Annotated in this window: 20 protein-coding genes and 1 pseudogene; 7 read left to right on the top strand and 14 right to left on the bottom strand. The window is 64.2% G+C overall.

Going from position 1 to position 23438, the window contains the following annotated elements:
* Positions 1 to 45: 45 nt before the first annotated feature.
* The 4 genes from E2H86_RS15475 to E2H86_RS15460 form a co-directional block, all read right to left on the bottom strand.
* Positions 46 to 1260 (bottom strand): YeeE/YedE family protein, encoded by a 1215-nt coding sequence (locus E2H86_RS15475; RefSeq protein WP_133329306.1) that lies wholly within the window; start codon positions 1258 to 1260, stop codon positions 46 to 48.
* Between the two features lie 137 nt (positions 1261 to 1397).
* Positions 1398 to 1976: a hypothetical protein gene (locus E2H86_RS15470; RefSeq protein WP_133329304.1), complete on the bottom strand. Its 579-nt coding sequence runs from the start codon at positions 1974 to 1976 to the stop codon at positions 1398 to 1400.
* Positions 1977 to 2050: 74 nt separating this feature from the next.
* The gene (locus E2H86_RS15465) at positions 2051 to 3343 is read right to left on the bottom strand and encodes a PQQ-dependent sugar dehydrogenase (RefSeq protein ID WP_133329302.1); all 1293 of its coding nucleotides are present in this window, start codon (positions 3341 to 3343) and stop codon (positions 2051 to 2053) included.
* The gene (locus E2H86_RS15460) at positions 3340 to 3768 is read right to left on the bottom strand and encodes a DUF2231 domain-containing protein (protein ID WP_133329300.1); all 429 of its coding nucleotides are present in this window, start codon (positions 3766 to 3768) and stop codon (positions 3340 to 3342) included. Before E2H86_RS15460 ends, E2H86_RS15465 begins: the two co-directional genes overlap by 4 nt.
* Positions 3769 to 3955: 187 nt before the next feature.
* Between E2H86_RS15460 and E2H86_RS15455 the strand changes: the two genes are divergently transcribed.
* On the top strand, positions 3956 to 4249 hold the full coding sequence (locus E2H86_RS15455; RefSeq protein WP_133329298.1) for a hypothetical protein: 294 nt from the start codon (positions 3956 to 3958) through the stop codon (positions 4247 to 4249).
* Positions 4250 to 4306: 57 nt separating this feature from the next.
* On the opposite strand, the gene E2H86_RS15450 is transcribed toward E2H86_RS15455, so the two are convergent.
* On the bottom strand, positions 4307 to 6496 hold the full coding sequence (locus E2H86_RS15450; protein WP_133329296.1) for an OsmC domain/YcaO domain-containing protein: 2190 nt from the start codon (positions 6494 to 6496) through the stop codon (positions 4307 to 4309).
* Between the two features lie 257 nt (positions 6497 to 6753).
* Between E2H86_RS15450 and E2H86_RS15445 the strand changes: the two genes are divergently transcribed.
* From E2H86_RS15445 to E2H86_RS15430, 4 genes are read left to right on the top strand one after another with little or no spacing between them, the layout of a single operon-like run.
* On the top strand, positions 6754 to 7209 hold the full coding sequence (locus E2H86_RS15445) for a (2Fe-2S)-binding protein (RefSeq protein ID WP_133329294.1): 456 nt from the start codon (positions 6754 to 6756) through the stop codon (positions 7207 to 7209).
* Positions 7209 to 9455 (top strand): xanthine dehydrogenase family protein molybdopterin-binding subunit, encoded by a 2247-nt coding sequence (locus E2H86_RS15440; RefSeq protein WP_133329292.1) that lies wholly within the window; start codon positions 7209 to 7211, stop codon positions 9453 to 9455. The genes E2H86_RS15445 and E2H86_RS15440 overlap by 1 nt, the downstream gene beginning before the upstream one ends.
* Before the next feature lie 18 nt (positions 9456 to 9473).
* A complete protein-coding gene (locus tag E2H86_RS15435; RefSeq protein ID WP_133329290.1) occupies positions 9474 to 10814 on the top strand; it encodes a c-type cytochrome in 1341 nt (446 codons plus the stop codon).
* Between the two features lie 55 nt (positions 10815 to 10869).
* The gene (locus tag E2H86_RS15430; RefSeq protein WP_133329288.1) at positions 10870 to 11892 is read left to right on the top strand and encodes an XdhC family protein; all 1023 of its coding nucleotides are present in this window, start codon (positions 10870 to 10872) and stop codon (positions 11890 to 11892) included.
* Here the strand turns inward: E2H86_RS15430 and E2H86_RS15425 are convergent.
* From E2H86_RS15425 to E2H86_RS15415, 3 genes are read right to left on the bottom strand one after another with little or no spacing between them, the layout of a single operon-like run.
* Entirely contained in the window at positions 11889 to 14096 is a 2208-nt protein-coding gene (locus tag E2H86_RS15425) for a xanthine dehydrogenase family protein molybdopterin-binding subunit (RefSeq protein WP_133329286.1), read from the bottom strand. The genes E2H86_RS15430 and E2H86_RS15425 overlap by 4 nt on opposite strands.
* A complete protein-coding gene (locus E2H86_RS15420) occupies positions 14093 to 15082 on the bottom strand; it encodes an FAD binding domain-containing protein (protein ID WP_133329284.1) in 990 nt (329 codons plus the stop codon). The genes E2H86_RS15425 and E2H86_RS15420 overlap by 4 nt, the downstream gene beginning before the upstream one ends.
* On the bottom strand, positions 15079 to 15585 hold the full coding sequence (locus E2H86_RS15415) for a (2Fe-2S)-binding protein (RefSeq protein WP_133329462.1): 507 nt from the start codon (positions 15583 to 15585) through the stop codon (positions 15079 to 15081). The genes E2H86_RS15420 and E2H86_RS15415 overlap by 4 nt, the downstream gene beginning before the upstream one ends.
* A gap of 83 nt (positions 15586 to 15668) precedes the next feature.
* Between E2H86_RS15415 and E2H86_RS15410 the strand changes: the two genes are divergently transcribed.
* Positions 15669 to 16283 carry a nucleotidyltransferase family protein gene (locus E2H86_RS15410; protein WP_133329282.1) on the top strand — a complete coding sequence of 205 codons (615 nt, stop codon included), beginning with the start codon at positions 15669 to 15671 and terminating at the stop codon, positions 16281 to 16283.
* On the opposite strand, the gene E2H86_RS15405 is transcribed toward E2H86_RS15410, so the two are convergent.
* Together E2H86_RS15405 and E2H86_RS15400 are read right to left on the bottom strand one after the other, a co-directional pair.
* Complete coding sequence (locus E2H86_RS15405) at positions 16267 to 16866, bottom strand: dimethylsulfonioproprionate lyase family protein (RefSeq protein WP_165976079.1); 600 nt, start codon at positions 16864 to 16866, stop codon at positions 16267 to 16269. The genes E2H86_RS15410 and E2H86_RS15405 overlap by 17 nt on opposite strands.
* A complete protein-coding gene (locus E2H86_RS15400; RefSeq protein ID WP_133329278.1) occupies positions 16863 to 17678 on the bottom strand; it encodes a substrate-binding periplasmic protein in 816 nt (271 codons plus the stop codon). The genes E2H86_RS15405 and E2H86_RS15400 overlap by 4 nt, the downstream gene beginning before the upstream one ends.
* 265 nt (positions 17679 to 17943) lie before the next feature.
* Here E2H86_RS15400 and E2H86_RS15395 point away from each other — a divergent pair, with 265 nt between their 5' ends.
* A complete protein-coding gene (locus tag E2H86_RS15395) occupies positions 17944 to 18639 on the top strand; it encodes a type 1 glutamine amidotransferase domain-containing protein (protein WP_133329276.1) in 696 nt (231 codons plus the stop codon).
* Between the two features lie 59 nt (positions 18640 to 18698).
* Here the strand turns inward: E2H86_RS15395 and E2H86_RS15390 are convergent, their stop codons facing one another.
* The 4 genes and pseudogenes from E2H86_RS15390 to E2H86_RS26825 form a co-directional block, all read right to left on the bottom strand.
* Positions 18699 to 20021 (bottom strand): cytochrome c, encoded by a 1323-nt coding sequence (locus tag E2H86_RS15390; RefSeq protein ID WP_133329274.1) that lies wholly within the window; start codon positions 20019 to 20021, stop codon positions 18699 to 18701.
* 12 nt (positions 20022 to 20033) lie between these two features.
* The gene (locus tag E2H86_RS15385; RefSeq protein WP_133329272.1) at positions 20034 to 21809 is read right to left on the bottom strand and encodes a GMC family oxidoreductase; all 1776 of its coding nucleotides are present in this window, start codon (positions 21807 to 21809) and stop codon (positions 20034 to 20036) included.
* Positions 21810 to 21811: 2 nt separating this feature from the next.
* Positions 21812 to 22561 (bottom strand): gluconate 2-dehydrogenase subunit 3 family protein, encoded by a 750-nt coding sequence (locus E2H86_RS15380; protein ID WP_133329270.1) that lies wholly within the window; start codon positions 22559 to 22561, stop codon positions 21812 to 21814.
* Positions 22562 to 22751: 190 nt separating this feature from the next.
* Positions 22752 to 23246, bottom strand: a pseudogene (locus tag E2H86_RS26825) (methyl-accepting chemotaxis protein); the annotation flags it as partial.
* Between the last annotated feature and the right edge of the window lie 192 nt (positions 23247 to 23438).

Raw genomic sequence — 23438 nt, 5'->3', positions numbered from 1 at the left:
CTTATCTAAAGCATTATCACGGATTAGTGGGGCTTCAGGAGCCGCTCAGCAGCCGCTCAGGGTCGCGGGCCGCCGCTCGCCGGCGAAGAACAGCGGACGCAGACGCACACCGATGACATTGCCGGTATAAGCCGCCAGCAGCCACAGCCATCCGTGCAGGCTGCCAGAGGCGATGCCGCTGAAATAAGCGCCGATATTGCAACCATAGGCCAGACGCGAACCATAACCGAGCAACAGCCCGCCGAGCACTGCAGCGATCAGCGACGGCAGCGGAATCTTCAGGCTCGGCGCAAAGCGCCCGGCCAACCCGGCGGCGAGCAAGGCGCCCAGGACGATGCCCAGGTCCATGACCGTGGTCACGTCCTGCCACAGCGGCGATGCCAGGGCCTTGGCGTTGGCCGGAGCCTGCCAGAACACCCAGCTGCCGACGTCGATACCCAGGCCTTGAAGCGACTTGGCGCCCCACAGTGCGAACGCCGAGGTGATGCCCCAGGGGCGACCTGCAAGCGCCAGGGTCGCGTAGTTCAACAACGCCAGGGCAATTGCCCCCCACAGCAGCGGCCAAGGTCCACGCATGAAGCGCTGCAGGCCCTGGTGATCGCTACCGACCGGAGCCGCCAGGGCGCCGTGACGGCGTTTCTCGAGCACCAGGGTGGCCCAACCGATCAGCCCGAATACCGCCAGACTCACCAGCAACGCTGGCCCGACACCCCAGGACTTGACGATCGACGTCGGCGGCAGCGACGGCAGCGCGAACCACCAGTCGGCATGGTGGGTCGCGGTGACCGAACCGACGATGAAGAACAGCAAGGTGACCAGCATCCTTGCATTACCACCGCCCACGGTGAACAGCGTGCCCGATGCACAGCCGCCCCCCAGCTGCATGCCGATACCGAAGATGAATGCACCGAATACCACCGAAACCCCTGCCGGGGCCACCAGACCGTTGACCGGGTTACCGAACAGGCTGCCAGCCGCCAACGCCGGGAAGAACAGCAGCACGGCCAGGCTCAGCATGACCATCTGCGCCCGTAGGCCAGCGCCTCGGCGCTCGGTGATGAACACCCGCCAGGCCGAGGTGAAGCCAAACGCCGCATGGTAGAGGGTCAGCCCCAGCGCGGCGCCAACGGCCAAAAGCAACACCTGCTTGAAGCCGGCATTGAGGTTGAGGAACCAGGCGCCTGCCAGCAGCAGGGCCAAGGCGATCAGTGGCGCGCCCAGACGGCGCGGTTCAGGTGTGGCGGTTGCACAAAGACCCATCGGAATACTCGGATAACTATCAAACGGAGCGCGAGTATAACGCTACCCTCGGATCCATGCTCGTTCGCGACGGGCATTCGGGCCTCATCGCCGGCAACTTGGCGGCAAGGCCCCTGCCCCACAGTGCGTCGGTCACCTCAGCGGGAAGTCTCGACGCGCAGCACTTCGGTGTAGATCGCATCGACGGTCTGACCGACCTTGAGGTCTTTCATCTTGGCCTGCAGGTCTGGGTTCTCGACCTTGACCACTTGCACCTTGCCTTGCGGCGGCAGCAGGGTCACTTCGTGGGTCGCAAGGTCGACCTTCTCGACCTTGGAGGTCACTCGCACCTGGCGGAAGGCTTCGCCGCCGGGGTTCGGGTTATCGGCGGTAGCGCGGATGGTACCTTGTTCGGCACTGGCCTTTGGCGCTCCCCCGACGTTGCTGTTGAGTACGTAGGCCACTGCACGAGTGACATAGATGTCGACGTTGTCACCGACCTTGAGGTTAGGCAGCGACTTGGCGTTTTCCGAGAGCTGGAAGGTCACGTCCTTGTCGTGCGGCCCTTTGACCGTCACCAGGCGGTTCGGCAGATCGATCGCCGTGACTTGGGTTTGCACATGGCTTTCCAGCGCTTCTGCACCTATCGGGACTTCGTTGGCCTGGACGGTGTAACTGGCAGCGCCGACCAAAGTGGCCAGCGCAACGGCACGAGCGAGTGAGCGAATCGGGTTCATAGGCCTGCTTCCCTGTGATCGAGACCGAAGCGGCGCGTGACCATTCACCCGCCGCTTCTTCACCATAGCCGGACTTACCGATTTCGGGTGACGCGCCAGACCGTGTTCGCCAGGTCGTCGGCGATGATCAGCGCCCCCCGGGGATCGACCGTCACGCCCACCGGGCGACCGCGGGTCTTGCCATCCCCACCGCGAAAGCCTGTGGCGAAGTCCACCGGCTCACCGGCGGGTTTCCCCGCACTGAACGGCACGAAGATCACTTTGTAACCCGCCGGATTGGGGCGGTTCCAGCTGCCGTGTTCGCCGACGAACGCGCCCTCGGCGAACTGCGTGCCCATGGCCGGGATGGAGAAACTCACCCCCAGCGCAGCGACATGCGAGCCGAGGCTATAGTCGGGCTTGATGGCGGCCGCCACCTTGTCCGGGTTTTGCGGCTTGACCCGCTCGTCGACGTTCTGCCCCCAATAGCTGTAGGGCCAGCCATAGAACTCGCCTTCACGCACCGAGGTCAGGTAGTCCGGCACCAGGTCGGGGCCCAGTTCGTCGCGCTCGTTCACCACCGCCCACAACTGCCCGGTGCCCGGCTGTATGGCCAGCGCCGTCGGGTTGCGCAGACCGGTCGCGTAAGGCCGGTGGGCACCGGTCTGAGCATCGATTTGCCAGACCATGGCACGGTCGGCTTCGACTTCCATGCCGCGCTCGGTGATGTTGCTGTTGGAGCCAATGCCCACGTACAGGTAACGACCATCAGGGCTGACCGCCAGTGATTTGGTCCAATGGTGGTTGATTTCTGCGGGCAACTGGGTGAGCACGGTCGGTGGCCCGCCAGCCTTGGTCTGGCCTTCCTGGTAGTCGAAACTCACCAAGGCGTCCTGGTTGGCCACATACAGCTTGCCGTTTGCGAATGCCAGGCCGTAGGGCGCGTTCAGGTTGTCGGCGAACACACCCTGGGTTTCATAGGCGCCGTCGCCATCGGCGTCGCGCAGCAAGGTCAGGCGGTTACCGCCTTTGACCTGGGTATTGCCCTTGGCCTTGATCTGGCTGGCGATCACGTCCTTGGGCTTGAGCTTGGCGGCGTTACCGCCCCGGCCCTCGGCCACGAGGATGTCGCCATTGGGCAGCACCAGTGTCTGGCGTGGGATCTTCAAGTCGGTGGCGATCGCCGTGATGCTGAAGCCTTCCGGCACACGGGGTTTCTCATCTCCCCAAGGGGTTGGTTCGGCGATCTTCATGTTCGGCAGCAAGCCGCGCTCGGGGGCCGGCAGCTTCGGGTCAGGCCCCCGCGCCTGGGTCGCTTCACCCTCGCCGCCACAGGCACTGAGCAATACCGCAAGGCTCAGCAAACTCAGTACAGGTAAGTGCCTCATGCTGCACCTCCGGAACGCAAGTTGCTCATGCCCAGCCAGGCAGCGACGAAGACGAGTGCACTGACGATCACCGACAGCACCAGGCCCGCGGGCATCACCGCCCAAGCGTCCTTGGCGTGCTCGAACGCATTGATCAAACCCAGGATCCAGGCCGCCACCAACAGCAGTAGGTACACCGTCGGACGCCCTCCCTTGCGTGCGGCCCGCAGCAGGTTGGCAAGCGCAAAGAGGATCGCCAGGCCGCAGAACAACAGGCCTCCGGCGATGAGCCAAGAGGCGAAGTTGGCCCACTGGATCTGGTAGCTCTGGTAATAGGCGATGTCGCTCAGCAATGCGCCGAGGAACAGCGGTACCGAGCCGCCCAGCAGGATCGCATGTAGCGGGCTGGGTGTGCATCGGTAGAGGGGTTGGTCTGATACGGTCACGGCGCCTCCTTATCATTCAGTGACCCGGTGCCGATGAGCGAGCGCGATGCCCAGTCCATCAGGCTTGCGCGGGGTGCGCCTAGGAGAAGATAGCCTGTGGTACCGATAGTTCCGATTTATCGAGCTGCCGCGGTGTGCTAACCGCCAAGCCAAGCGTATTATCGGTTGGCCCGGACAGGAGAACCCTATGAATAGACTTGCATCGCAGCCCTGTGCCCGCTGGACGTTGGGCGCCCTGCTCGGCCTGAGCCTGGTGATGACCACAGGCTGTTCGAGCAAGGCCAAGCAGGCCCGCTACGCGACGATGGGTTCGAACTGCTATGCCAAGGCCGTGCCGCAACGCGGCGAAGGCGGCCTGGCCTGGGGCAACACCATGAGCATCGCCCGGCAGAAGTCACTGAACAACTGCATTCGCTACGCCAGCCGATCGGGTGGCACGCCGGACACCTGCCAAGTGGTGCTGGCCAAGTGCAAGAACTGATTTGAAGCGCGCAAGCACCTTGGGGTACGGCACCGGCTTTGCCGGTGCTCGCCAGGTTTATCGCACGGCCTTGGCCCGTGCCGCGTGCAGTTTCTTGTAGCTCTCGATCAGGCGCAGGTGGCGGTCGAGGCCTTCGAGCTTCATGCTGGTCGGGGTCAAGCCGTAGAAACGGACACTGCCGTCCACCGAGCCCAGCGCCGCATCCATGCGCACATCGCCGAACATGCGCCGGAAATTGGTCTCGTAGTCGTCCATCTCCAGCTCGTCGTCCAGCACCACTTCCAGCACCACGTTCAAGGCCTGATAGAACAGCCCGCGCTCGACGGTATTGTCATTGAACTGCAGGAACGCCTCGACCAGTTCCTTGGCTTCCTCCAGGCGCTGCACAGCCAGGCAGATCAGTAGCTTGAGCTCCAGCAGGGTGAGTTGCCCCCACACCGTGTTTTCGTCGAACTCGACCCCGATCAGCGTGGTGATGGTGGTGTAGTCATCCACATCGCAGTTGTCCAGTCGCTTGAGCAGCAGCTTCAGGCTGCGGCTGTCGAGGCTGTGCAGGTTGAGGATGTCCGCTCGGAAATCCAGGGCGCGGTTGGTGTTGTCCCAGATCAGGTCCTCGACCGGGTAGATTTCCGAGTAGCCCGGCACCAGGATACGGCAGGCGTTGGCTCCGAGGTCGTCGTACACCGCCATGTACACTTCCTTGCCCATGTCCTCGAGAATGCCGAACAAGGTTGCCGCTTCCTGGACGTTGGAGTCCTCGCCATGGCCCGAGAAGTCCCACTCGACGAACTCGAAATCGGCCTTGGCACTGAAGAATCGCCACGACACCACGCCGCTGGAATCGATGAAGTGTTCGACGAAGTTGTTTGGCTCGGTCAGCGCGTGACTCTCGAAGGTCGGCTGCGGCAAATCGTTCAAGCCCTCGAAGCTGCGACCCTGGAGCAACTCGGTGAGGCTGCGTTCAAGCGCGACTTCGAAGCTTGGGTGGGCGCCGAACGATGCGAAAACGCCCCCGGTGCGGGGGTTCATCAGGGTCACGCACATCACCGGGAACTCGCCGCCCAGCGATGCGTCCTTGACCAGCACTGGGAAGCCCTGCTCCTCCAGCCCCTGGATGCCAGCCAGAATGCCGGGGTACTTGGCCAGCACCTCCTGGGGTACATCCGGCAAGGCCAGTTCACCTTCGAGGATTTCGCGCTTGACGGCCCGTTCGAAGATTTCCGACAGGCACTGCACCTGCGCCTCAGCCAAGGTATTGCCGGCGCTCATGCCGTTGCTCAGGAACAGGTTCTCGATCAGGTTGGACGGGAAGTACACCACCTCGCCGTCCGACTGGCGCACGAACGGCAACGAACAGATGCCGCGGGCCGTGTTGCCCGAGTTGGTATCGTACAGGTGCGAGCCACGCAACTCGCCGTCCGGGTTGTAGATCTCGAGAGTGTAGGGGTCGAGGATCTCCACCGGCAGCGCGTTCCTGGCACCCGGTTTGAACCAGCGCTCGTTGGGATAGTGGACGAAATCGGCGTTGGCGATGTCCTCGCCCCAGAACTGGTCGTTGTAGAAGAAATTGCAGTTCAGCCGCTCGATGAACTCGCCCAATGCCGAAGCCAGCGCGGCCTCCTTGGTGCTGCCCTTGCCATTGGTGAAGCACATCGGCGACTGCGCATCGCGCACGTGCAATGACCAGACGTTGGGCACGATATTGCGCCACGAGGCGATCTCGATCTTCATCCCAAGCCCCGCAAGCAGGCCCGACATGTTGGCGATGGTCTGCTCCAGCGGCAGGTCCTTGCCCGGAATGTAGGTGGTGCTGTCAGCTACCGGCATCAGCAAGCCCTGGGCGTCGGCATCGAGGTTGTCGACCTGCTCGATGACGAACTCTGGGCCTGTCTGCACGACCTTTTTCACCGTGCAGCGATCGATCGAACGCAGAATGCCCTGGCGATCCTTCTCGGAGATGTCCTCGGGCAACTCGACCTGGATCTTGAAGATCTGGTTGTAGCGGTTTTCCGGGTCGACGATGTTGTTCTGCGAGAGCCGGATGTTCTCGGTGGGGATGCCCCGGGTCTGGCAGTACAGCTTGACGAAGTAGGCCGCGCACAGAGCCGAGGAAGCCAGGAAGTAGTCGAACGGACCCGGGGCCGAGCCGTCGCCCTTGTAGCGAATGGGCTGATCGGCGATCACCGTGAAATCGTCGAACTTGGCTTCGAGCCGGAGGTTGTCGAGAAAATTGACCTTGATTTCCATGCGGGGATTACCGTGAGTTAAGCGTGCAAAACGAAATTGGCCGGCATTATCCGGGTTTTTGCCTGGGAAGTCCTGTTTACCCGCCAAGCCCCCGGTGATGGGCTTGCGCATTCCGCCGGATTGCTTGCCCGATCCTCCGAACCTGTCGCGCTGACCGGACAGCCGGTCGTATCGCTGTGCTAATTTTTCCAGATTGGGGAACGACGTATTCCCCTGCCGATTGCAAACGCCATCAACCGATGATCAGCAGGTGAGCCATGGAACTACGTATCAACCAGAAGACCTATCAGGTCGAGGCCGAGGCCGACACTCCGCTGTTGTGGGTGATCCGTGACGACCTCGGGCTGACCGGCACCAAATACGGCTGCGGACTGGCTCAGTGCGGCGCCTGTTCGGTGCTGGTGGACGGCAATGTGGTACGCGCCTGCGTGACCCCGGTAGCCGGCGTGGTCGGCCGTGAAGTGACCACCATCGAAGCGATCGAGGACGACGCGGTCGGTAAGCGGGTGGTCGCTGCGTGGGTCGAGCATCAGGTGGCGCAATGCGGCTATTGCCAGTCGGGCCAGGTGATGGCAGCCACTGCACTGCTCAAGCACAACGCCAAGCCCAGCGCCGAGCAGATCGATGCGGCGATGGTCAACCTGTGCCGCTGCGGCACCTACAACGCCATTCATGCCGCCATGCATGATTTGGCTGAAGGGGAGAAGGCCTGATGAACTCGCCCCTCGATACTCCCGCAGACCTGCTCAAGCTGCAATTGGGCGAAACCGTCAACCTGTCGCGCCGGCGCTTCCTGGCCGGGACTGCAGTCGGTGCCCTGGTGCTGGGCTTCGGCCTGCCACTGGGCTCGGCCAGGGTCCAGGCGGCAACGGCCAGCGCCGAGCGCGGCACCCAGGTGCCGGCCTTCCTGGAGATTCGCCCGGAAGGCACGGTACGCCTGCTCAGCCCCTTCATGGAAGGCGGTCAGGGGCCGTTTACGGCCATGGCGCAGATCGTCGGCGAGGAACTGGACGTCGACCCGGCCAACTTCGTTGTGGACAGTGCGCCGCCAGGGGAAGCCTACGTGGTGATGGAAAATGGCATGCGCATCACCGGTGGCAGCATGTCCGTGCGCATGAGCTACCCGACCATGCGCCGCCTCGGCGCCTTGGCCCGGGCCATGCTCCTGCAGGCTGCGGCCGAGCAGTGGGGCGTACCGGTCGGCGAGTTGTCCAGCGAACCTGGCAAGGTGCTGCACGTTGCTTCGGGCCGTTCCCTTAGCTATGGCGAACTGGCCGGACGGGCCATGGATCTGCCGGTACCGGACCCTGCAAGCGTAAAGCTGCGCGACCCCAGCCAGTTCCGCTGGATCGGCAAGCCGGTGCGCCGCCTGGACGCCTACGACAAGTCCACCGGCAAGGCCGTGTACTGCATCGACATCACCCTGCCAGACATGCTGCATGCCGCCGTGCAGCATGCTCCGCGCCTGGGCATGACGGTCGGTAAACTGCGCAACGAGGACCAGGTCAAGGCCATGCCGGGAGTGCACTCGGTGCATCGTCTGCCGGGTGCGGTGGCGGTGGTCGCCCCGCGCTGGTGGCACGCCAAACGTGCGGTCGAGGCCTTGCAAGTCGACTGGCAGGAACCGGGTAGCGACAGCCAACTGCGCGCGATGCCCGCGGACTTTTCCAGCGATGGTTGGCTAGAGCACCTGGCCGCCGCCCAAGGACCGGCTCGCGACGACGAGACCGAAGGCGACGTCGCCAAGGCCCTGGCCGGCGCCAAGACCACGCTCGAAGCCACCTATCACAATCAGTACCTCAACCACGCACAGCTTGAGCCACCTTCCGCGCTGGCCCGCTTCAACCCGGACGGCTCGCTGGAGGTGTGGCTGCCCAACCAGGCGCCGGACATGTTCCGTGACGATATCGCCAAGCGCACCGGGCTCGACCCGGCCCGTATCCACTTGCACTCACCCTTGCTCGGCGGCTTCTTCGGGCGCCATTTCCTCTACGATTCAGCCAACCCGTATCCTCAGGCCATCGCCCTGGCCAAGGCCGTCGGGCGCCCGGTGAAACTGATCTGGAGCCGCGAGGAGGAATTCCTGCGCGATGCATTGCGTCCGGTGGCCGTGGTCAAGTTCCGCGCTGCCCTGGATGGCGAAGGTCTGCCCCTGGCCATCGAAGCGGTGAGTGCGACCGAAGGCCCTACCGAGGCCTTGGCCGGCAAGCAGGGCGACAAGATCGACCCGACCGCGATCGAAGGGCTATCGGGCAAGTCCTACGCCATCGCCAACAAACGCATCGCCCAGATCTATGTGAAAGGCCCGGTCATGCTTGGCTACTGGCGTTCGGTGGGCAACTCGTTGAACGACTTCTTCTACGAGTCGTTCCTCGATGAACTGGCGGACAAAGGCGGCAAGGATCCGTTGGAGCTGCGCCGGCATCTGCTGCGCGACAATCAGCGCCTGACCAATCTGCTCAACGCGGTGGTCGAATTGTCCGGTGGCTGGAAGCGCGGCCCCTTCACGGCAGAAGATGGCTCCAAACGCGCCCGCGGCATCGCAATGGCCTCGCCGTTCGGCTCGGAAGCGGCGGTGATCGCCGAAGTGTCGATCGAAAACGGCCAGGTCAAGGTGCACGATATCTGGCAGGCCATCGACCCCGGCAGTATCGTCAACCCGGCGATCATCGAGCACCAGGTCAACGGTGCGGTAGCCCTGGGCCTGTCGCAGACGCTGGTCGAAGAAGCGGTGTATGTCGACGGCAAGCCACGCGCACGCAACTACGACCTGTACCCGATCCTGCCGCCTTCGCGCATGGCACGGGTGCATGTGCGCATCGTCGAGAGCGGCGCGAAGATGGGCGGCATCGGCGAGCCGCCGCTGCCAGCGGTGGCCCCGGCGGTAGCCAATGCCGTGGCGCAGCTGACTGGCCAGCGCGTACGCAGCCTGCCACTGAGCCGCCATACCTTCAGCTGACCGGACAAGGAACGCCCCATGCCCAAGAGTCGATTGGCAACAACCGCTGCCTGGCTGGCCTTGCCCTGCCTGGTCGCTGCCGGCCTGCTGGCCTGGTATGTCACCCGTGAGCCAGCCTCGCCGTTCGCCGGCCAGTCCGCCGCAGGCGCCGACCCGGCGCTGGTCAGCCGTGGCGAGTACGTGGCGCGCCTGAGCGATTGCGTGGCCTGCCACAGCCTGCCCGATGGCAAGCCGTTCGCCGGCGGCCTGGAGATGGCGACGCCTTTGGGCGCCATCCATGCCACCAACATCACGCCGGACAAGGCCACCGGCATCGGTGCCTACAGCCTGGCCGACTTCGACCGGGCCGTGCGCCAAGGCGTGGCACCCGGAGGCCGACGGCTGTACCCGGCCATGCCCTACCCCTCTTATGCCAAGCTCAGCGATGACGATGTGCGGGCGCTATATGCGTTCTTCATGCAAAGCGTGCAACCGGCCGAACAGGCGAACCTTCCCAGCGGCATTCCCTGGCCACTGAACCTGCGTTGGCCGATCGCGCTGTGGAATGGCCTGTTCGCCGCCGACACGCCCTACGCGCAGAAGTCCGACCAGGACCCACAGTGGAACCGTGGCGCCTATATCGTCCAGGGTCCCGGTCACTGCGGCAGTTGCCATACCCCGCGCGGCCTGGCATTCAACGAGAAAGCCCTGGATGAAGGTGGCGATGCCTTCCTGGCCGGCGCCCTGCTCGACGGCTGGTATGCGCCGAGCCTGCGCAACGATCACAACACCGGGCTGGGTCGCTGGAGCGAGGATGAAATCGCCCAGTTCCTCAAAACCGGGCGCAACCGCCACGCGGTGGTGTTCGGTTCGATGACCGAGGCCTTCAACAACTCCACCCAGTTCATGAACGATCAGGACCTGGCCGCCATCGCCCACTACCTCAAGTCGCTGCCTGGCGACCCCGGGCGCGACGGTACACCCTGGCAGTACCAGGCTTCCGCGGCAAGCCTGCAAGCGCCTGGCGCCCACACCTACGCCACCCGCTGCGCCTCATGCCACGGCATGGACGGCAAGGGCCAGGCGCCGTGGATGCCGCCGCTGGCTGGGGCGACCTCGGCCCTGGCCAAGGAAGATGCCTCGGCAATCAACATCACCCTCAATGGTTCGCAACGGGTGGTCGCTGCGGGCAGGCCCGACGCCTACCGCATGCCGGCATTCCGCGAGCAGTTGTCCGATCAGGACATCGCCCAGGTATTGAGCTACGTGCGCAGCGCCTGGGGCAACCATGGCGCTGCGGTCGATGCCCAGGCGGTCGGCAAGCTACGCGGGCATACCGACCCGGCCAGCAGCAGCCCGATCATTCTGCACATGCGATGAATTGAGCCCAGGCCAACCTGCAGATGACCTGATCGACAGAGGTATACACGCGACCATGGAAAGTATCGACCTGCTGGTATTGCGCACCGCCCGTGATTGGCGCCAGGCCGGGGAACGTGTGCTGCTCGCCACCGTCGCCCGCACCTGGGGCTCCTCGCCCCGACCGGTGGGCTCGATGATGGCCCTGCGCGGCGATGGCCGGGTGGTTGGCAGTGTTTCCGGCGGCTGCATCGAGGACGACCTGATTCACCGTTACACCAGCGCCTATGCGGGCCCTGGCATGCAAAGCGGTTTGCCCCAGGTGGTGCGCTACGGCGTCAGCGCCGACGAAGCGCACCGCTTCGGCCTGCCCTGCGGAGGTACCCTGGCCCTGGTGCTGGAATTCGATCCCTGCTGGCAAAGCCTCGACCAACTGCTGCAATGCCTGGACGCCGGGCACCTGGTGCAGCGCCGACTCGATCTGGAGACCGGCGTCGCCAGCCTCGCCAGCAGCGATGCCCCTGCCCAGTTCGACTTCGATGGCCAGCGGATGGTCAACACCCTGGGCCCGGGATATCGCATGTTGCTGATCGGCGCCGGCGCGTTGGCCGAGTACCTGGCGACCATGGCACTGTTCAATGGCTTCAGGGTATCGGTGTGCGACCCCCGCCCCGAATACATGAGCGGCTGGAGCGTGGCTGGGGTGGAAACCATCGTTGGCATGCCGGACGATGTCGTGCGCGACTTCGCCCCGGACCTGCGCACCTGCATCGTCGGCCTCAGTCACGATCCCAAGCTCGATGACCTGGCATTGCTCGAAGCACTGCACAGCCCGGCGTTCTACATCGGCGCCATTGGTTCGCGGCGCAACAGCCAGTTGCGCCGCGAACGGTTGATCGAACATTTCGGCGAAACCGAGGCCTCGCTGGCACGCCTGCATGGCCCCATCGGCATCTACATCGGCAGCAAGACGCCGCCGGAAATCGCCGTCAGCGTCATGGCGCAGATCCTGGCGGCGAAGAACCACATCGCCCTGCCCGGTGAGATCAGTGTGTCAGCGGCCAAACGAGCGCGGGAGGCACAGGTGCCGGCCGCCTAGCCGGCCAGCACCTTGTCCAGGGTGATCGGGAAGTCGCGCAAGCGCTTGCCGGTGGCGTTGAAGACGGCATTGGCCACGGCCGCAGCCACGCCCAGAATGCCGATTTCTCCCACCCCTTTGGAGCCCAGTTCATTGACGATGTCGTCGGGCTCGTCGACGAACAAGACCTCGATGTCGCCGATATCCGCATTCACCGGAATGTGGTACTCGGCCAGGTTGTGATTCATCGGACGTCCCAGCTGATGATCGACCTCGCTCTGCTCCTGCAGGGCCATGCTCAAGCCCCAGACCACCCCGCCAAGGATCTGGCTGCGTGCGGTCTTGGGGTTGATCACCCGGCCTGCGGCGATGGCACTGACCACTCGGCTGACGCGCACCGTGCCCAGCGCTTCATCCACCCGCACTTCGACGAACACTGCCGAATGGGTCGCCGTTGAGAACCCTTGCCGGCGGGCACCAGGTTCGGCCTGCAATTGGACTTCGAGCGCGCCACCGGGCAAGCCCTGCAGCACCTCGCCGAGATCATACCGACGCTCGCCCACCTGCAATTGTCCTGCGCTGACGCGGAACTGCTGCGCAGGCTCGTCGGCCAGCTCAGCGAATCGCGCCTTGGCCGCTTCGATCAATTTGCCACGAAGCGCCTCGCACGCTTGGCGCACCGCAGAACCGACCGAGGACACGGTGAAGGACCCTCCCTGTAGCGGCGCGGTCGGCAACGAACTGTCCCCGAGCAGGAAAGTGACATCGTCGAGCGCCATCAGGGCCGCATCGGCAGCGATTTGGGTCATGACGGTATAGGTGCCGGTGCCGATATCGGTGGTAGCGCTGCTGACCCACAGGTGGCCGTCGGCATCCAGCCGCGCCTTAGCACTGGCTTTCATCTGCATCGCTTCCCAGACCCCGCCGGCCATGCCCCAGCCTACCCGTTCGTGGCCTTCGCGCCTGCTGCCTGGAAGCGCATCGCGACTGGACCAGCCAAAGCGCTCGGCGCCCTGCCGGTAGCAGTCGAGCAGTGCTTTGCTGGAATACGGCTTGCCCTCGTTGCCGTTGCTGTCGGCGAAGTTGGCCTGGCGCAGTGCGACCGGGTCCATGCCCAGCGCCTCGGCCAGCTCATCCATTGCGCATTCCAGGCCGATCAGTCCCAGCGCCGCACCAGGGGCACGCATGTCCAGTGGCGTGTAGACATCCAGCGGCACCAGCTGATAGTCCATCGCCACGTTTTCGCAGCGGTACAGCATACCGCTCCATTGCACCACATTCTCGGTGAAGTCCTCGAAACGCGAGGTCTGCGCGGTGGCCTGATGACGCACGGCTTGCAACCGCCCCTGGGCGTCGGCGGCCAGTTGCAGGCGCTGCACCGTGCGGGGCCGATAGCCGAAGGTGAACATCTGTTGCCGGGTCAAGGTCACCCGCACCGAGCGTTGCAGTTTCAGTGCCGCCATGGTCGCCAGCGCCAACTGATACTGTGGCCTCAGCCCGGAGCCGAAGGCACCGCCGACATAGGCCGCACACACCCGCACCCGATCCTTGGGCAAAGCGAACACCTGATGCAGGTAGTCTTGGCTGTTCTGGGTGCCCTGGGTCTTGTCGTGCACGTGGAGACTACCGTCGGCCTGGTAGATCACCGTCGAGGCATGCGGCTCCATCGGGTTGTGGTATTCGCTGGGGGTGTTGTACGTAGCGTCTACCTTGAACGTGGCAGCATCGAATGCCCGTTGAAAGTCGCCTCGGGGCTTGGGCAGCTCGGTCGGCGCGGGATGAGCGTCGGCCAGGGCCGCCAGCAGATCGGTCTGGAATGGCTCAGGGTCGATTTCCACACGCACCAGTGCAGCGGCATGACGAGCCAGCTCCAGGCTCTGCGCGACGACCAGGGCAACCGGCTGACCGCTGTACAACACCCGATCGTTGAACAGTGGCCGGAACGGTTTGCCTTCGGCGGCATCGGCATCCTGATAGGGCGCATCGTCACCCGCCATCGGTGGGCGATCAAGGTGATGCAGCACGGCGACCACGCCGGGTACGGCCAGGGCAGCGCTGCAATCGATCCGTCGGATCTGGCCGCGAGGAACGCTGCTGCATACCACGCTGCCATGCAACAACCCTTCGGCCGGGTACTCTGCCGCGTAACGGGCCTGCCCGGTGACCTTGGCGGGGCCGTCGATGCGGTTCAGCGGCAGACCGCTGCTGGGTTCGAAATGGGTCATTGATCGTCTCCCTGGGTCTGTGCCTCGGTCAGTGCGCGGATGATCGCCTGGGTCGCCAAGGCGACCTTGAAGGCATTGCCCGGCAGTGTTTCGGCACCTTGGAGCAATGCGCCTGCCAGCTGCGCATAGGTTTGCTCGGTGGCCGGCTGGCCAGCGAAGCGCCGCTCCACGGCAGGATCGCGCCACGGCTTGTGCGCCACACCGCCCAGCGCCAAGCGCACAGTGCCTATGCGTGGTCCCTCGAGCACGAGCGCGGCGGCCACCGAAACCAGGGCGAAGGCATACGAAGCGCGATCACGGATTTTCAGGTAGTGGCTGCCAGCATCGACGAGCGGCGCCGGCAACTCGATGGCCAGGATCAGTTCGTCATCGCTCAGGCAGTTGTCGCGCTCGGGATGCTCTGCGGGCAAGCGATGGAAGTCGCTGAACGGCACGCGCCGCTCGCCACCGAGCCCACGCACATGCACCACGGCCTCCAGCGCCGCCAGGGCTACGCAGAGGTCAGAAGGGTGGACTGCGACGCAGTGGGCACTGGCACCGAGGATCGCATGGTTACGATTGAGCCCGACGCGTGCCGGACAACCGCTGCCGGGCAGGCGCTTGTTGCAGGGGCTGGCCACATCGTAGAAATACTGGCAGCGGGTGCGCTGCAACAGGTTGCCTCCGGTGCTGGCCATGTTGCGCAACTGCGGCGAGGCCCCCGCCAGAATTGCCTGAGCCAGGAGCGGGTAGCGACTTTCGATCAGCGGATGCCAGGCCAGCTCGGCATTGCTGACCAAGGCGCCGATGCGCACGCCGCCCTCAGCAGTCTCGCTCACCTCCCGTAGCGGCAGACCGGTGATGTCGATGAGGGTCTGCGGGTTGGCGATGTTCTCTTTCATCAGGTCGAGCAGGTTGGTGCCACCGGCGATATAGCGCGACTGTGGTCCGGCCTGGCGCACGGCCTGCTCGATGCTGGCGGGTTTGCAGTAGGCGAAGGGGGTCATGGGCGCGACCCTCCGTTGTCACGGTGGATCAGCGGCAGCGCCTGCTCCACGGCAGCCAGGATGTTGCCATAGGCACCACAACGGCACAGGTTGCCGCTCATGGCCTCGCGCAATTGCTCAGGCGAATGTGCCCTGCCCTCGTGGGCCAGCCCCAGAGCCGAGCAGATCTGACCCGGCGTGCAGTATCCGCACTGGAAGGCATCATGATCGATGAACGCCTGCTGCAAGGGATGCAGCCCCTCGTCCGTGGCCAGCCCCTCGATGGTGGTCACCTGGTCGCCGTCGCACATCACGGCCAAGGTCAGGCAGGCGTTGATTCGCGTGCCATTGCGCAACACCGTGCAGGCGCCACACTGGCCATGGTCGCAGCCTTTCTTGGTACCCACCAGGTCCAGTTGCTCGCGGAGCAGGTCGAGCAGGGTCGTCCAGGGCGCCACGGTCAACTGCCTGGGCTGACCGTTGATCGTCAGGCCAATCGGCAGGCCTGCGCGGGAATCTGTCATTTCGCTCATCACGTTTGCCTCACGGTCGGTATGCTGGTGTGCAGCTGATGCTGCTTTTTCAGGTCCGACCCAAAGGCTCCCAGATGCGTTCAAAGCAATTGACCACTCACGCCTGCCTCTGCCAAGCACTGGTGCTGGCCGCAGGCCAAGGCAAGCGTTTCGGCAGCGACAAGCGCCAGGCGCACCTACCTGGCGGCCAGACCGTCCTCAGTGCGACGCTGGCGCTCGCGCTGGAGCATTTCGACGTCGTCACCTTGGTATTGCGCCCCGACGATGACCATCAGGCGATGAACATCGATCCACGCGTGAGAGTGATTCGCGCGCGGCAGGCCAATGTCGGACTTTCCGCCAGTCTGGCTGCGGGGATCGCGGCGTTGCAGGATTCATCGGCCCAGGCGGCAGCCGTGCTGCTGGGCGATATGCCGTGGATCGCCCAAGCGACCTTGCGCTCGCTCTGCGCCAGAGCCCATGCCGAGCGCATTGTGATGCCGGTTTACCAGGGTCAACGCGGGCACCCGGTCATATTTGGCCGGGCATTCTGGGCAGCCCTGGAGCAGGTGAAAGGCGATGAGGGGGGGCGTCAGGTGATTCAGGCCAATGCGCCGGCCTGCATCCGTGTCGAGGTGGACGATCCCGGGGTGCTGCTGGATATCGACACGCCAGCGGACCTGAGCGCCGGTATCAGCTTCCCGGGCTGAAACCGGCTGCGCCCTGCCCCTGTAGCACCCACACCGACAGATGGGATTCGGCACCGGCGCGCATGGCGTGCAGCTGGTTGCCGGCGTTGTACACCAGATTGCCGATACCCGGTGTCCACCAGCCGTCATCCTCACGCCACCACTCTCCGGGAGACAGCACCAGGTAACACTCGTCCGGTGGATGCCGATGCACGGGGTAGCTGACACCCCGTGCCATCAGCGAGACGCCGATCAAAACCTGTCCCATGGACGCCAGCCCTGCATCGCCGACGACGATGGCATTGAAGTGGCCGTCGTCGAAGACAGCGTCCGAGCCATCGCTGGGCCGCTTGTACCAGTCGAGACTGGGCACCAGATCGGCCAGCGCCGCCACCACACCCGCCAATGCCGGCAGGGTAGCCAAAGCGCGTACCGAGGTCTCGGCAAACCACGCCTGGACCGACGCTGGCACCTCGGCGCCAGATGTACCTGGGGCCGCCTCTAGGTGCTCAGCGTCCAATCCGCTGGCGCCTCGCGCCCTCAGCCAGCGGTCGAGTTCAGCGACGAAGTGCGTCACTGCGCAGAACGGGTCTACCAAGCTCACTTTGCCTCTCCTGTCATCTGCTGTTGCCAGCGTTGCAGATTCAGCTCCAACAGTTGCTGTGGCAATGGCCCGGCAACGACCTCTTTCATCTGCTCTGCAAGCTGCTGGCGCAACTGCGCCTGGTTACACGGTGATGCACGGGACAACGCGAGGTAAAGCCCTTCGCTCGACACCGCTGGCTCAAGCACCTTGAGGCGCTGGTCGATGCCAAGCATGCGCGCCAAGGCCATGCCCGGGTACTGCTCGTAGACTACGTACTCACTGCGCCTGAGCAGCAGTTTCTCGAATGCCTGACGGGCGGTGGGCACCGCCTCGAGGGTCAGGTTGGCCTTGGCGTAATCGTCGAATTGCTGGCCATGGCTGTTGTTGACCAGGGTTCCGCCTTTGTGGCCTTTGAGGTCATCCCATCCTTGAAAACGCAAGGACGAATCCTGGCGTACCCATACCACGCTTGGGGTCGACAGAAACGGCGGGCGGATGAAGTTCATCGTCTGCTCACGGGCCTGAGTGATGAAGTAGCCGGCCAACAGATCGATATGGCCAGTGCGCACTTCCTCCTGGGCGCGTGACCAAGGACCTGCGTAGATCACCTTCACTTCCAGGCCGAGTGATGCACCCACCTGCCTGAGCAGATCGGCATTGGCACCGATCAGACGCTGCGGGTCCTCTGGGTCACGCCACAGATAAGGGGGATATTCGGGGTTGCCGGTGGCGGTCAGTTGTCGGCAGGTATCCTGGGCCCACACCGCTGCAGGCGCCAGGCACAGGGCCAGGAGCAGGCCAAACCTGCGAAGATTACCGCGTCCTGACATGTGCAGACTCCGTACTGACAACCGGTTCAGATCAGCGACGGGGCTTGCCTGGTGAGCGTGGAGGCGGCATGGGCGTAGAGAGTGGAACGAATCGAATTCATGTTGTCTCCTTCAACCTGTCCGCGAACCGCTGGTATTAGACTCTAGCAGCTATCTGGCGTATGACCTGCTGGTACGCCACTGAACCTCTCGATCCGTTACACCCTCTCACCCCTTACGCAGTGCGAGCGGCGCGCTGCGTCAACCTTGCTGGAGGATGGCGTACATGAAGAAGATCCTGATGGTCCTGACATCCCACGATCAACTAGGCGACACCGGTAAGACGACCGGTTTCTGGCTGGAAGAATTCGCCGCCCCCTACTACGTGTTTCTCGACGCCCGGGCCGATGTCACCCTCGCCTCGCCCAAGGGCGGCCAGCCACCGCTGGATCCCAAGAGCGACGAGCCGGATGCGCAAACCGATGACACGCGCCGATTTGCCAGCGACACCGAGGGCCAGATGGCACTGGCCGATACCGTGCCGTTGGGTGCAATCGATCCGTACGACTTCGACGCGGTGTTCTATCCAGGCGGTCACGGACCGCTTTGGGACCTGGCCGAGGACAAGGACTCGCGAATCCTCATCGAAGCCTTCTACGCCGCCAACAAACCGGTTGCCACGGTGTGCCACGCCCCCGGGGTGTTGAAGCACGTCAAGGCACCCGACGGCCATCCTGTGGTCAAGGGCAAACGAGTCACCGGCTTCAGCAACACCGAGGAAGACGCGGTCGGGTTGACCCAGGTCGTGCCCTTCTTGGTCGAGGACATGTTGGTGAGCAACGGCGGCGAGTATTCCAAAGCAGCGGACTGGCAGAGCTACGTGGTCGTGGATGAGCACCTGATCACCGGTCAGAACCCGGCATCCTCGAAAGCCGTGGCCGAGGCGCTTCTCAAGCGCCTCGAAGGTAAGCACGGCGCCTGAGCGCCCCGTGCGCCGGCACCTGCATTGCACAGGCGCCGGCCACGGGCTGACCGGGAAAATTACTCGCTTGCCAGGGTCGCACGGACGCCGGCGACGTCGGCCGCAGTCACCTGTGGGGCCTGGTTGCCCCAGCTGCTACGGACGAAGGTGAGCAACTGCGCCACCTCCTCGTCGCTCATGCGCCAGGCGAAGCCGGGCATGCCCAGCTGCGACGGCGCGCTGGCGGTAGCCGGTAGCTTGCTGCCGTGCAGGACCAAGCGGATCATCGACACCGGGTCGGCAGACAGCACCGAGGAATTGCCGGCGATCTTCGGGAACACCCGCGCATAGCCCAGGCCATCGGTACGGTGGCAGGCGGCGCAGTTATCGACGTACAACTGCGCGCCACGCCCGCTTTCCTGACCGGACTGCAAGGCCTTGGCAGTTGCCGGATCGGCCTTGAACGACGACACCGGATTGGCGCTAGCCGGCAGGGTCTTGAGGTAGGCAGCGATGGCCTGCAGGTCATCGTCAGCCAGATGCTGGGTGCTGTGCACCACTACATCGCCCATGGCCCCGCCGAGTACCGCATGGGTGGGGCTGCGTGCGCTGCGCAAGGTCGCGACGATATCCTCGGCGCTCCATGCCCCCAGGCCATCGGCCGGATTGCCACGCAGGTTCACCGCCAGCCAGCCGTCGATCACCGGGCCACCGGCAAGGAACGTCTCACCCGATTCGTCCAAGGCCTTTTCCTGCAGGGTAGCCGCCCTTGGGGTATGGCAACTGCCGCAGTGACCCAGGCCTTGTACCAGATAGGCACCGCGGGCGACCTGGGCATTCGGGTAGCGACCGGCGTCGAAGGCCACGGCTTCTGGTGCCGGGGCGAACAGCTTGCGCCAGATCGCCAACGGCCAGCGCATCGACAGCGGCCAGGCTACGTCGTTGCCACGGTTGTCCGCCTTGACCGGTGCCACTCCTTGCATGAAGTAGGCATACAACGCCCGCACGTCGTCATCGCTGATCCGGGCATAGGCCGGATACGGCATGGCCGGATACAGGCTGTCGCCGTTGGCGGCGATACCGTGGCGCAAGGCCCGGTCGAACGCGTCCAGCGAGTAGTTGCCGATACCGGTGTCCTTGTCCGGTGTGATGTTGGTGCTGTACAGGGTGCCGATCGGCGAGGCGATCGCCAGGCCACCGGCGAACGGCTTGCCGTCCTTGCTGGTATGGCAGGCGGTGCAGTCCCCGGCATCGGCCAAGTAACGGCCCTTGTCGATCAGTGCCTGGTCGACGCTGGCGATCGGCGCGAGCGGCGCGGTCTTGGTCGGCCACAAGGCATAGGCCAGAACAGCGACGAACAGCAGCAGCGCCGGGCCAAGCAAGCGCAGGAGAAACTTCTTCATGGTCATCTCTCCTCAGGCCTGGACCAGCGGGCCAGGGTTTTTCAGGTACTGTTCGCGAATCGCCTTGGCCGACCAGTAGGCCAGCGCACCGACCATGCCGGTCGGGTTGTAGCCATTGTTCTGCGGGAAGGCGTTGGCACCGATGGCGAACACGTTATGCACATCCCAGGACTGCAGGTAACGGTTCAACGCCGAGGTCTTCGGATCGCTGCCCATGATCGCCCCGCCGCAGGTGTGCGTGCTCTGGTACTTGGTGATGTTGTAGTGCTCGCCGGGCTTCTTCGCGTCGCCGGAAAGCGCTGTCGGGTTGAGTATCCTGGACATCTCCTGTGCTTTGCCGACCAGGAACTGCGAGGCTTTGACCTCGTTGTCGTGCCAGTCGAAGGTCATGCGCAGCAGAGGCCGGCCGAAGGCGTCCTTGTAGGTCGGGTCGAGGCTGAGGTAGTGCTGCTTGTACGACATGCAGGCACCCTGTACTTCGAAGTAGAACGAGTGACGGAACGCATCGCTGGCCGCCTGCTTCCAGGCCGTGCCCCAGTTCGGCGTGCCCGGCGGCACGTTGATCCCGCGCACGGGTCCGGCCCCCGGCTGACGGGCCCAGATGATGCCGCCACCGACAAAGCCGGCGCGAGCATTGTCGAGCTGGTTGCCGTTGAGATTGTCCATGGTCGTCCCGGCACCACCGATGCCCATGAACTGGTTGGCCTGGACGTCCTTGTCGAAGAACAGCACCACCCGGTTGAGGTTCTGGTAGGAGTAGTTGCGTCCGACCGTGCCTTCGCCGGTCTGCGGATCGTAGGGCTTACCGATGCCGGACAACAGCATCAGGTGCACGTTGTACAGCGAGAATGCGCACAGCAGCACCAAGTCGGCCTGCTGTTCGACTTCGCGGCCCTGAGCATCGAGGTAGGTCACGCCGGTGGCCTTCTTGCCATCGCTGTCGAGGTTCACCTTGAGCACTTGGGCGTGGGTGCGCAGCTCGAAGTTCTTGCGCTGACGCAGCACCGGCAGGATGCTGATGTTGGGGCTGGCCTTGGAGTAGTTCAGGCAGCCGTAGTCGCTGCAGAAACCGCAGGCATTGCACGGCCCCATCTGGCAGCCATAGGGGTTGACGTAAGGGCCCGACGCATTGGATGCCGGGATCGGGTATGGATCCCAGCCCATCTCGCGGGCGCCCTTGTAGAACATCTCGGCGCCCAGATAATTGGGGTTGGGACCCAGTGGAAACTCGCGTGAACGCGAGCCCTCGAACGGGTTGCCGCCTGGCTGGCGGACGCCCTTGATGATACCGGCCTTGCCGGATGTCCCACAGACGTGCTCGAAGTGATCGAAATGCGGCTCGAGGTCTTCGTAGGTGATCGGGAAGTCCTGGATGCTCATGTCCGAGGGAATGAACTTGGCGCCGTAGCGCTGCTCGACGTTGCTGCGCAGTTTGAAGTCTTCGGGTAGCGCGCGGAAGTGGCAGCCCGACCAGTGACTGCCCGCGCCCCCGACCCCCGTACCCGGTTTGAACGAACCGATCTGCCGGTACGGCACGGCCGTGGCACCGGGGTTGTGGCGTGCGGTGACGGTTTCCTGGGAGAGGCTTTGCAGGTAGCGGCGGTGGACCGACCCTTCCAGCTCATCGACCACCTTGGGATAGGCGAAATCCGGCTGGGTGTCGCGGTCGGCACCGCGCTCGAGCACCACCACGTGCAGTCCAGCGTCGGTCAGTTCCTTGGCCAGGATCGCCCCGGTCCAGCCCATGCCGACGATGACGGCGTCCACTTTCGGTTTTGCATTCGCCATGTTCAGCCCCTCCGTCCGGCCAGGTCCACGGGTGGTAACGGATACGGCTTGTCACGCACCGTGACCCAATCCATGTAGTCGGCACGCATGCCGGGGTAGCCGATCATCTTCCAGGCCCCCATGTTCTTGTTGCCGCCATGGGAAGGGTCGGCGAAGTAACCGTTGCGCACTTCAGCCAGCAAGCTGCCGAAGAACAGCTTCGAGGAGATGTCTTCCAGCGCCAGCTTGCCGCCCTCGGCGGCTTTGAGCAGGTCTTCCTGCTGGGCATGGGACAGTTCGGCGAACACCTTGCCGGCAAATGCCTGACGGCAGTGGCCGTCGAATGCCTTGATGCCGATCCGCAGGATCTCGCGCAGGTTCAACCGGCCCTGGTAACCGAACTCAGGGGCTGCTTCGAGGAAGGGGCCTTGCATGTACCAGATCGCGCCGTTGGCATAGGGGGTTTGCATATGCCGATCGAGGAATTCGGGGACGCCCAGTTCCACGGCACCCGGCCCGACATGATCGGATGGGATCAACCGATCGCACGCGGCGATCAGAAAGGCCCATTCCTCAGCTGTGAAAAAGGTCGGCTGGTAGCCTCCGGCCGCTGCTACGGGAGCCGCTTGCGGCTTGGCCGCAGCGTCGCTGGCCGGGGTCTGGGCGAAGGTGCTGGCAGGAACGCCGGCACTGGCCAGGGTGACCACGGGGATCAGCGTCAACGACTTACGCAGGAAGTCACGCCGTGCGGGCGATGTATCGTCATCAAGCATCTTGCTTTACTCCTTGGGCTGAACACGGGAGTGCGATTTTTCTTATGTTTCTCTTCATGAGTCGGGCAGCGCCCTCCTCGGCACCGCGCGATTTGATCGGCAGCTAATCATTACCTAGCTAAGCAATCAGTCGTCACTAAACCAGCTATCGCTGCCGGCGACCACTGCCGCGGGCCGCTTAAACGTTTCTTCAGATCTTGAACTGCCGCACCAAGGCGCTGAGGTTGCCACCGAGGGTCGAAACATCGCGCATGGTGCTGGCGCTCTGTTCGGTTTCTTCGGCAAGATTTTCCACGGCACCGGCGATCTGGTGCACGCTGCGGTTGATCTCCTCGGCCACCGAGGTCTGTTCTTCGGCGGCGCTGGCGATCTGTGCGTTCATCGCATTGATGGTGGCGATCAGGCCGGAAATCGAATCCAGTGAAGCGCCGACCGCGTTGGTCTGCTCATTGGCCCCCTGCCCGGCTTCGGTGGAGCGGCGCATGGCTTCGACCGAGGCATGGGTGCCGGTTTCCAGGCGAGTGATCATGCCCTGGATTTCCTGAGTGCTCTGCTGGGTTCGGCTGGCCAGGGCGCGCACCTCGTCGGCGACCACGGCGAAACCTCGGCCGGCCTCGCCGGCACGGGCGGCTTCGATGGCAGCGTTGAGGGCCAGCAGGTTGGTCTGCTCGGCAATCGAGCGAATCACGTCCAGTACCGACACGATCGAACGCACGTCCTGCTGCAGGCTATCGAGGCTGGTACCGCTGAGCTGGATGTCCTCGACCAGCGAGCTCATGCCGCTGATGCTCGACCCCACCACCTTGCGTGCTGCCTGACCTTGCTGGTCGGTTTCCGAAGCGGCCTCGGCGGCACGTTGGGCGCTGCGCGCGACCTC

The sequence above is a fragment of the Pseudomonas putida genome, assembly GCF_004357765.1.
Taxonomy (GTDB): Bacteria; Pseudomonadota; Gammaproteobacteria; order Pseudomonadales; family Pseudomonadaceae; genus Aquipseudomonas; species Aquipseudomonas putida_U.
The sequence above is the reverse complement of the archived record's forward strand: the minus strand, read 5'-3'. Positions and strand labels throughout refer to the sequence as shown.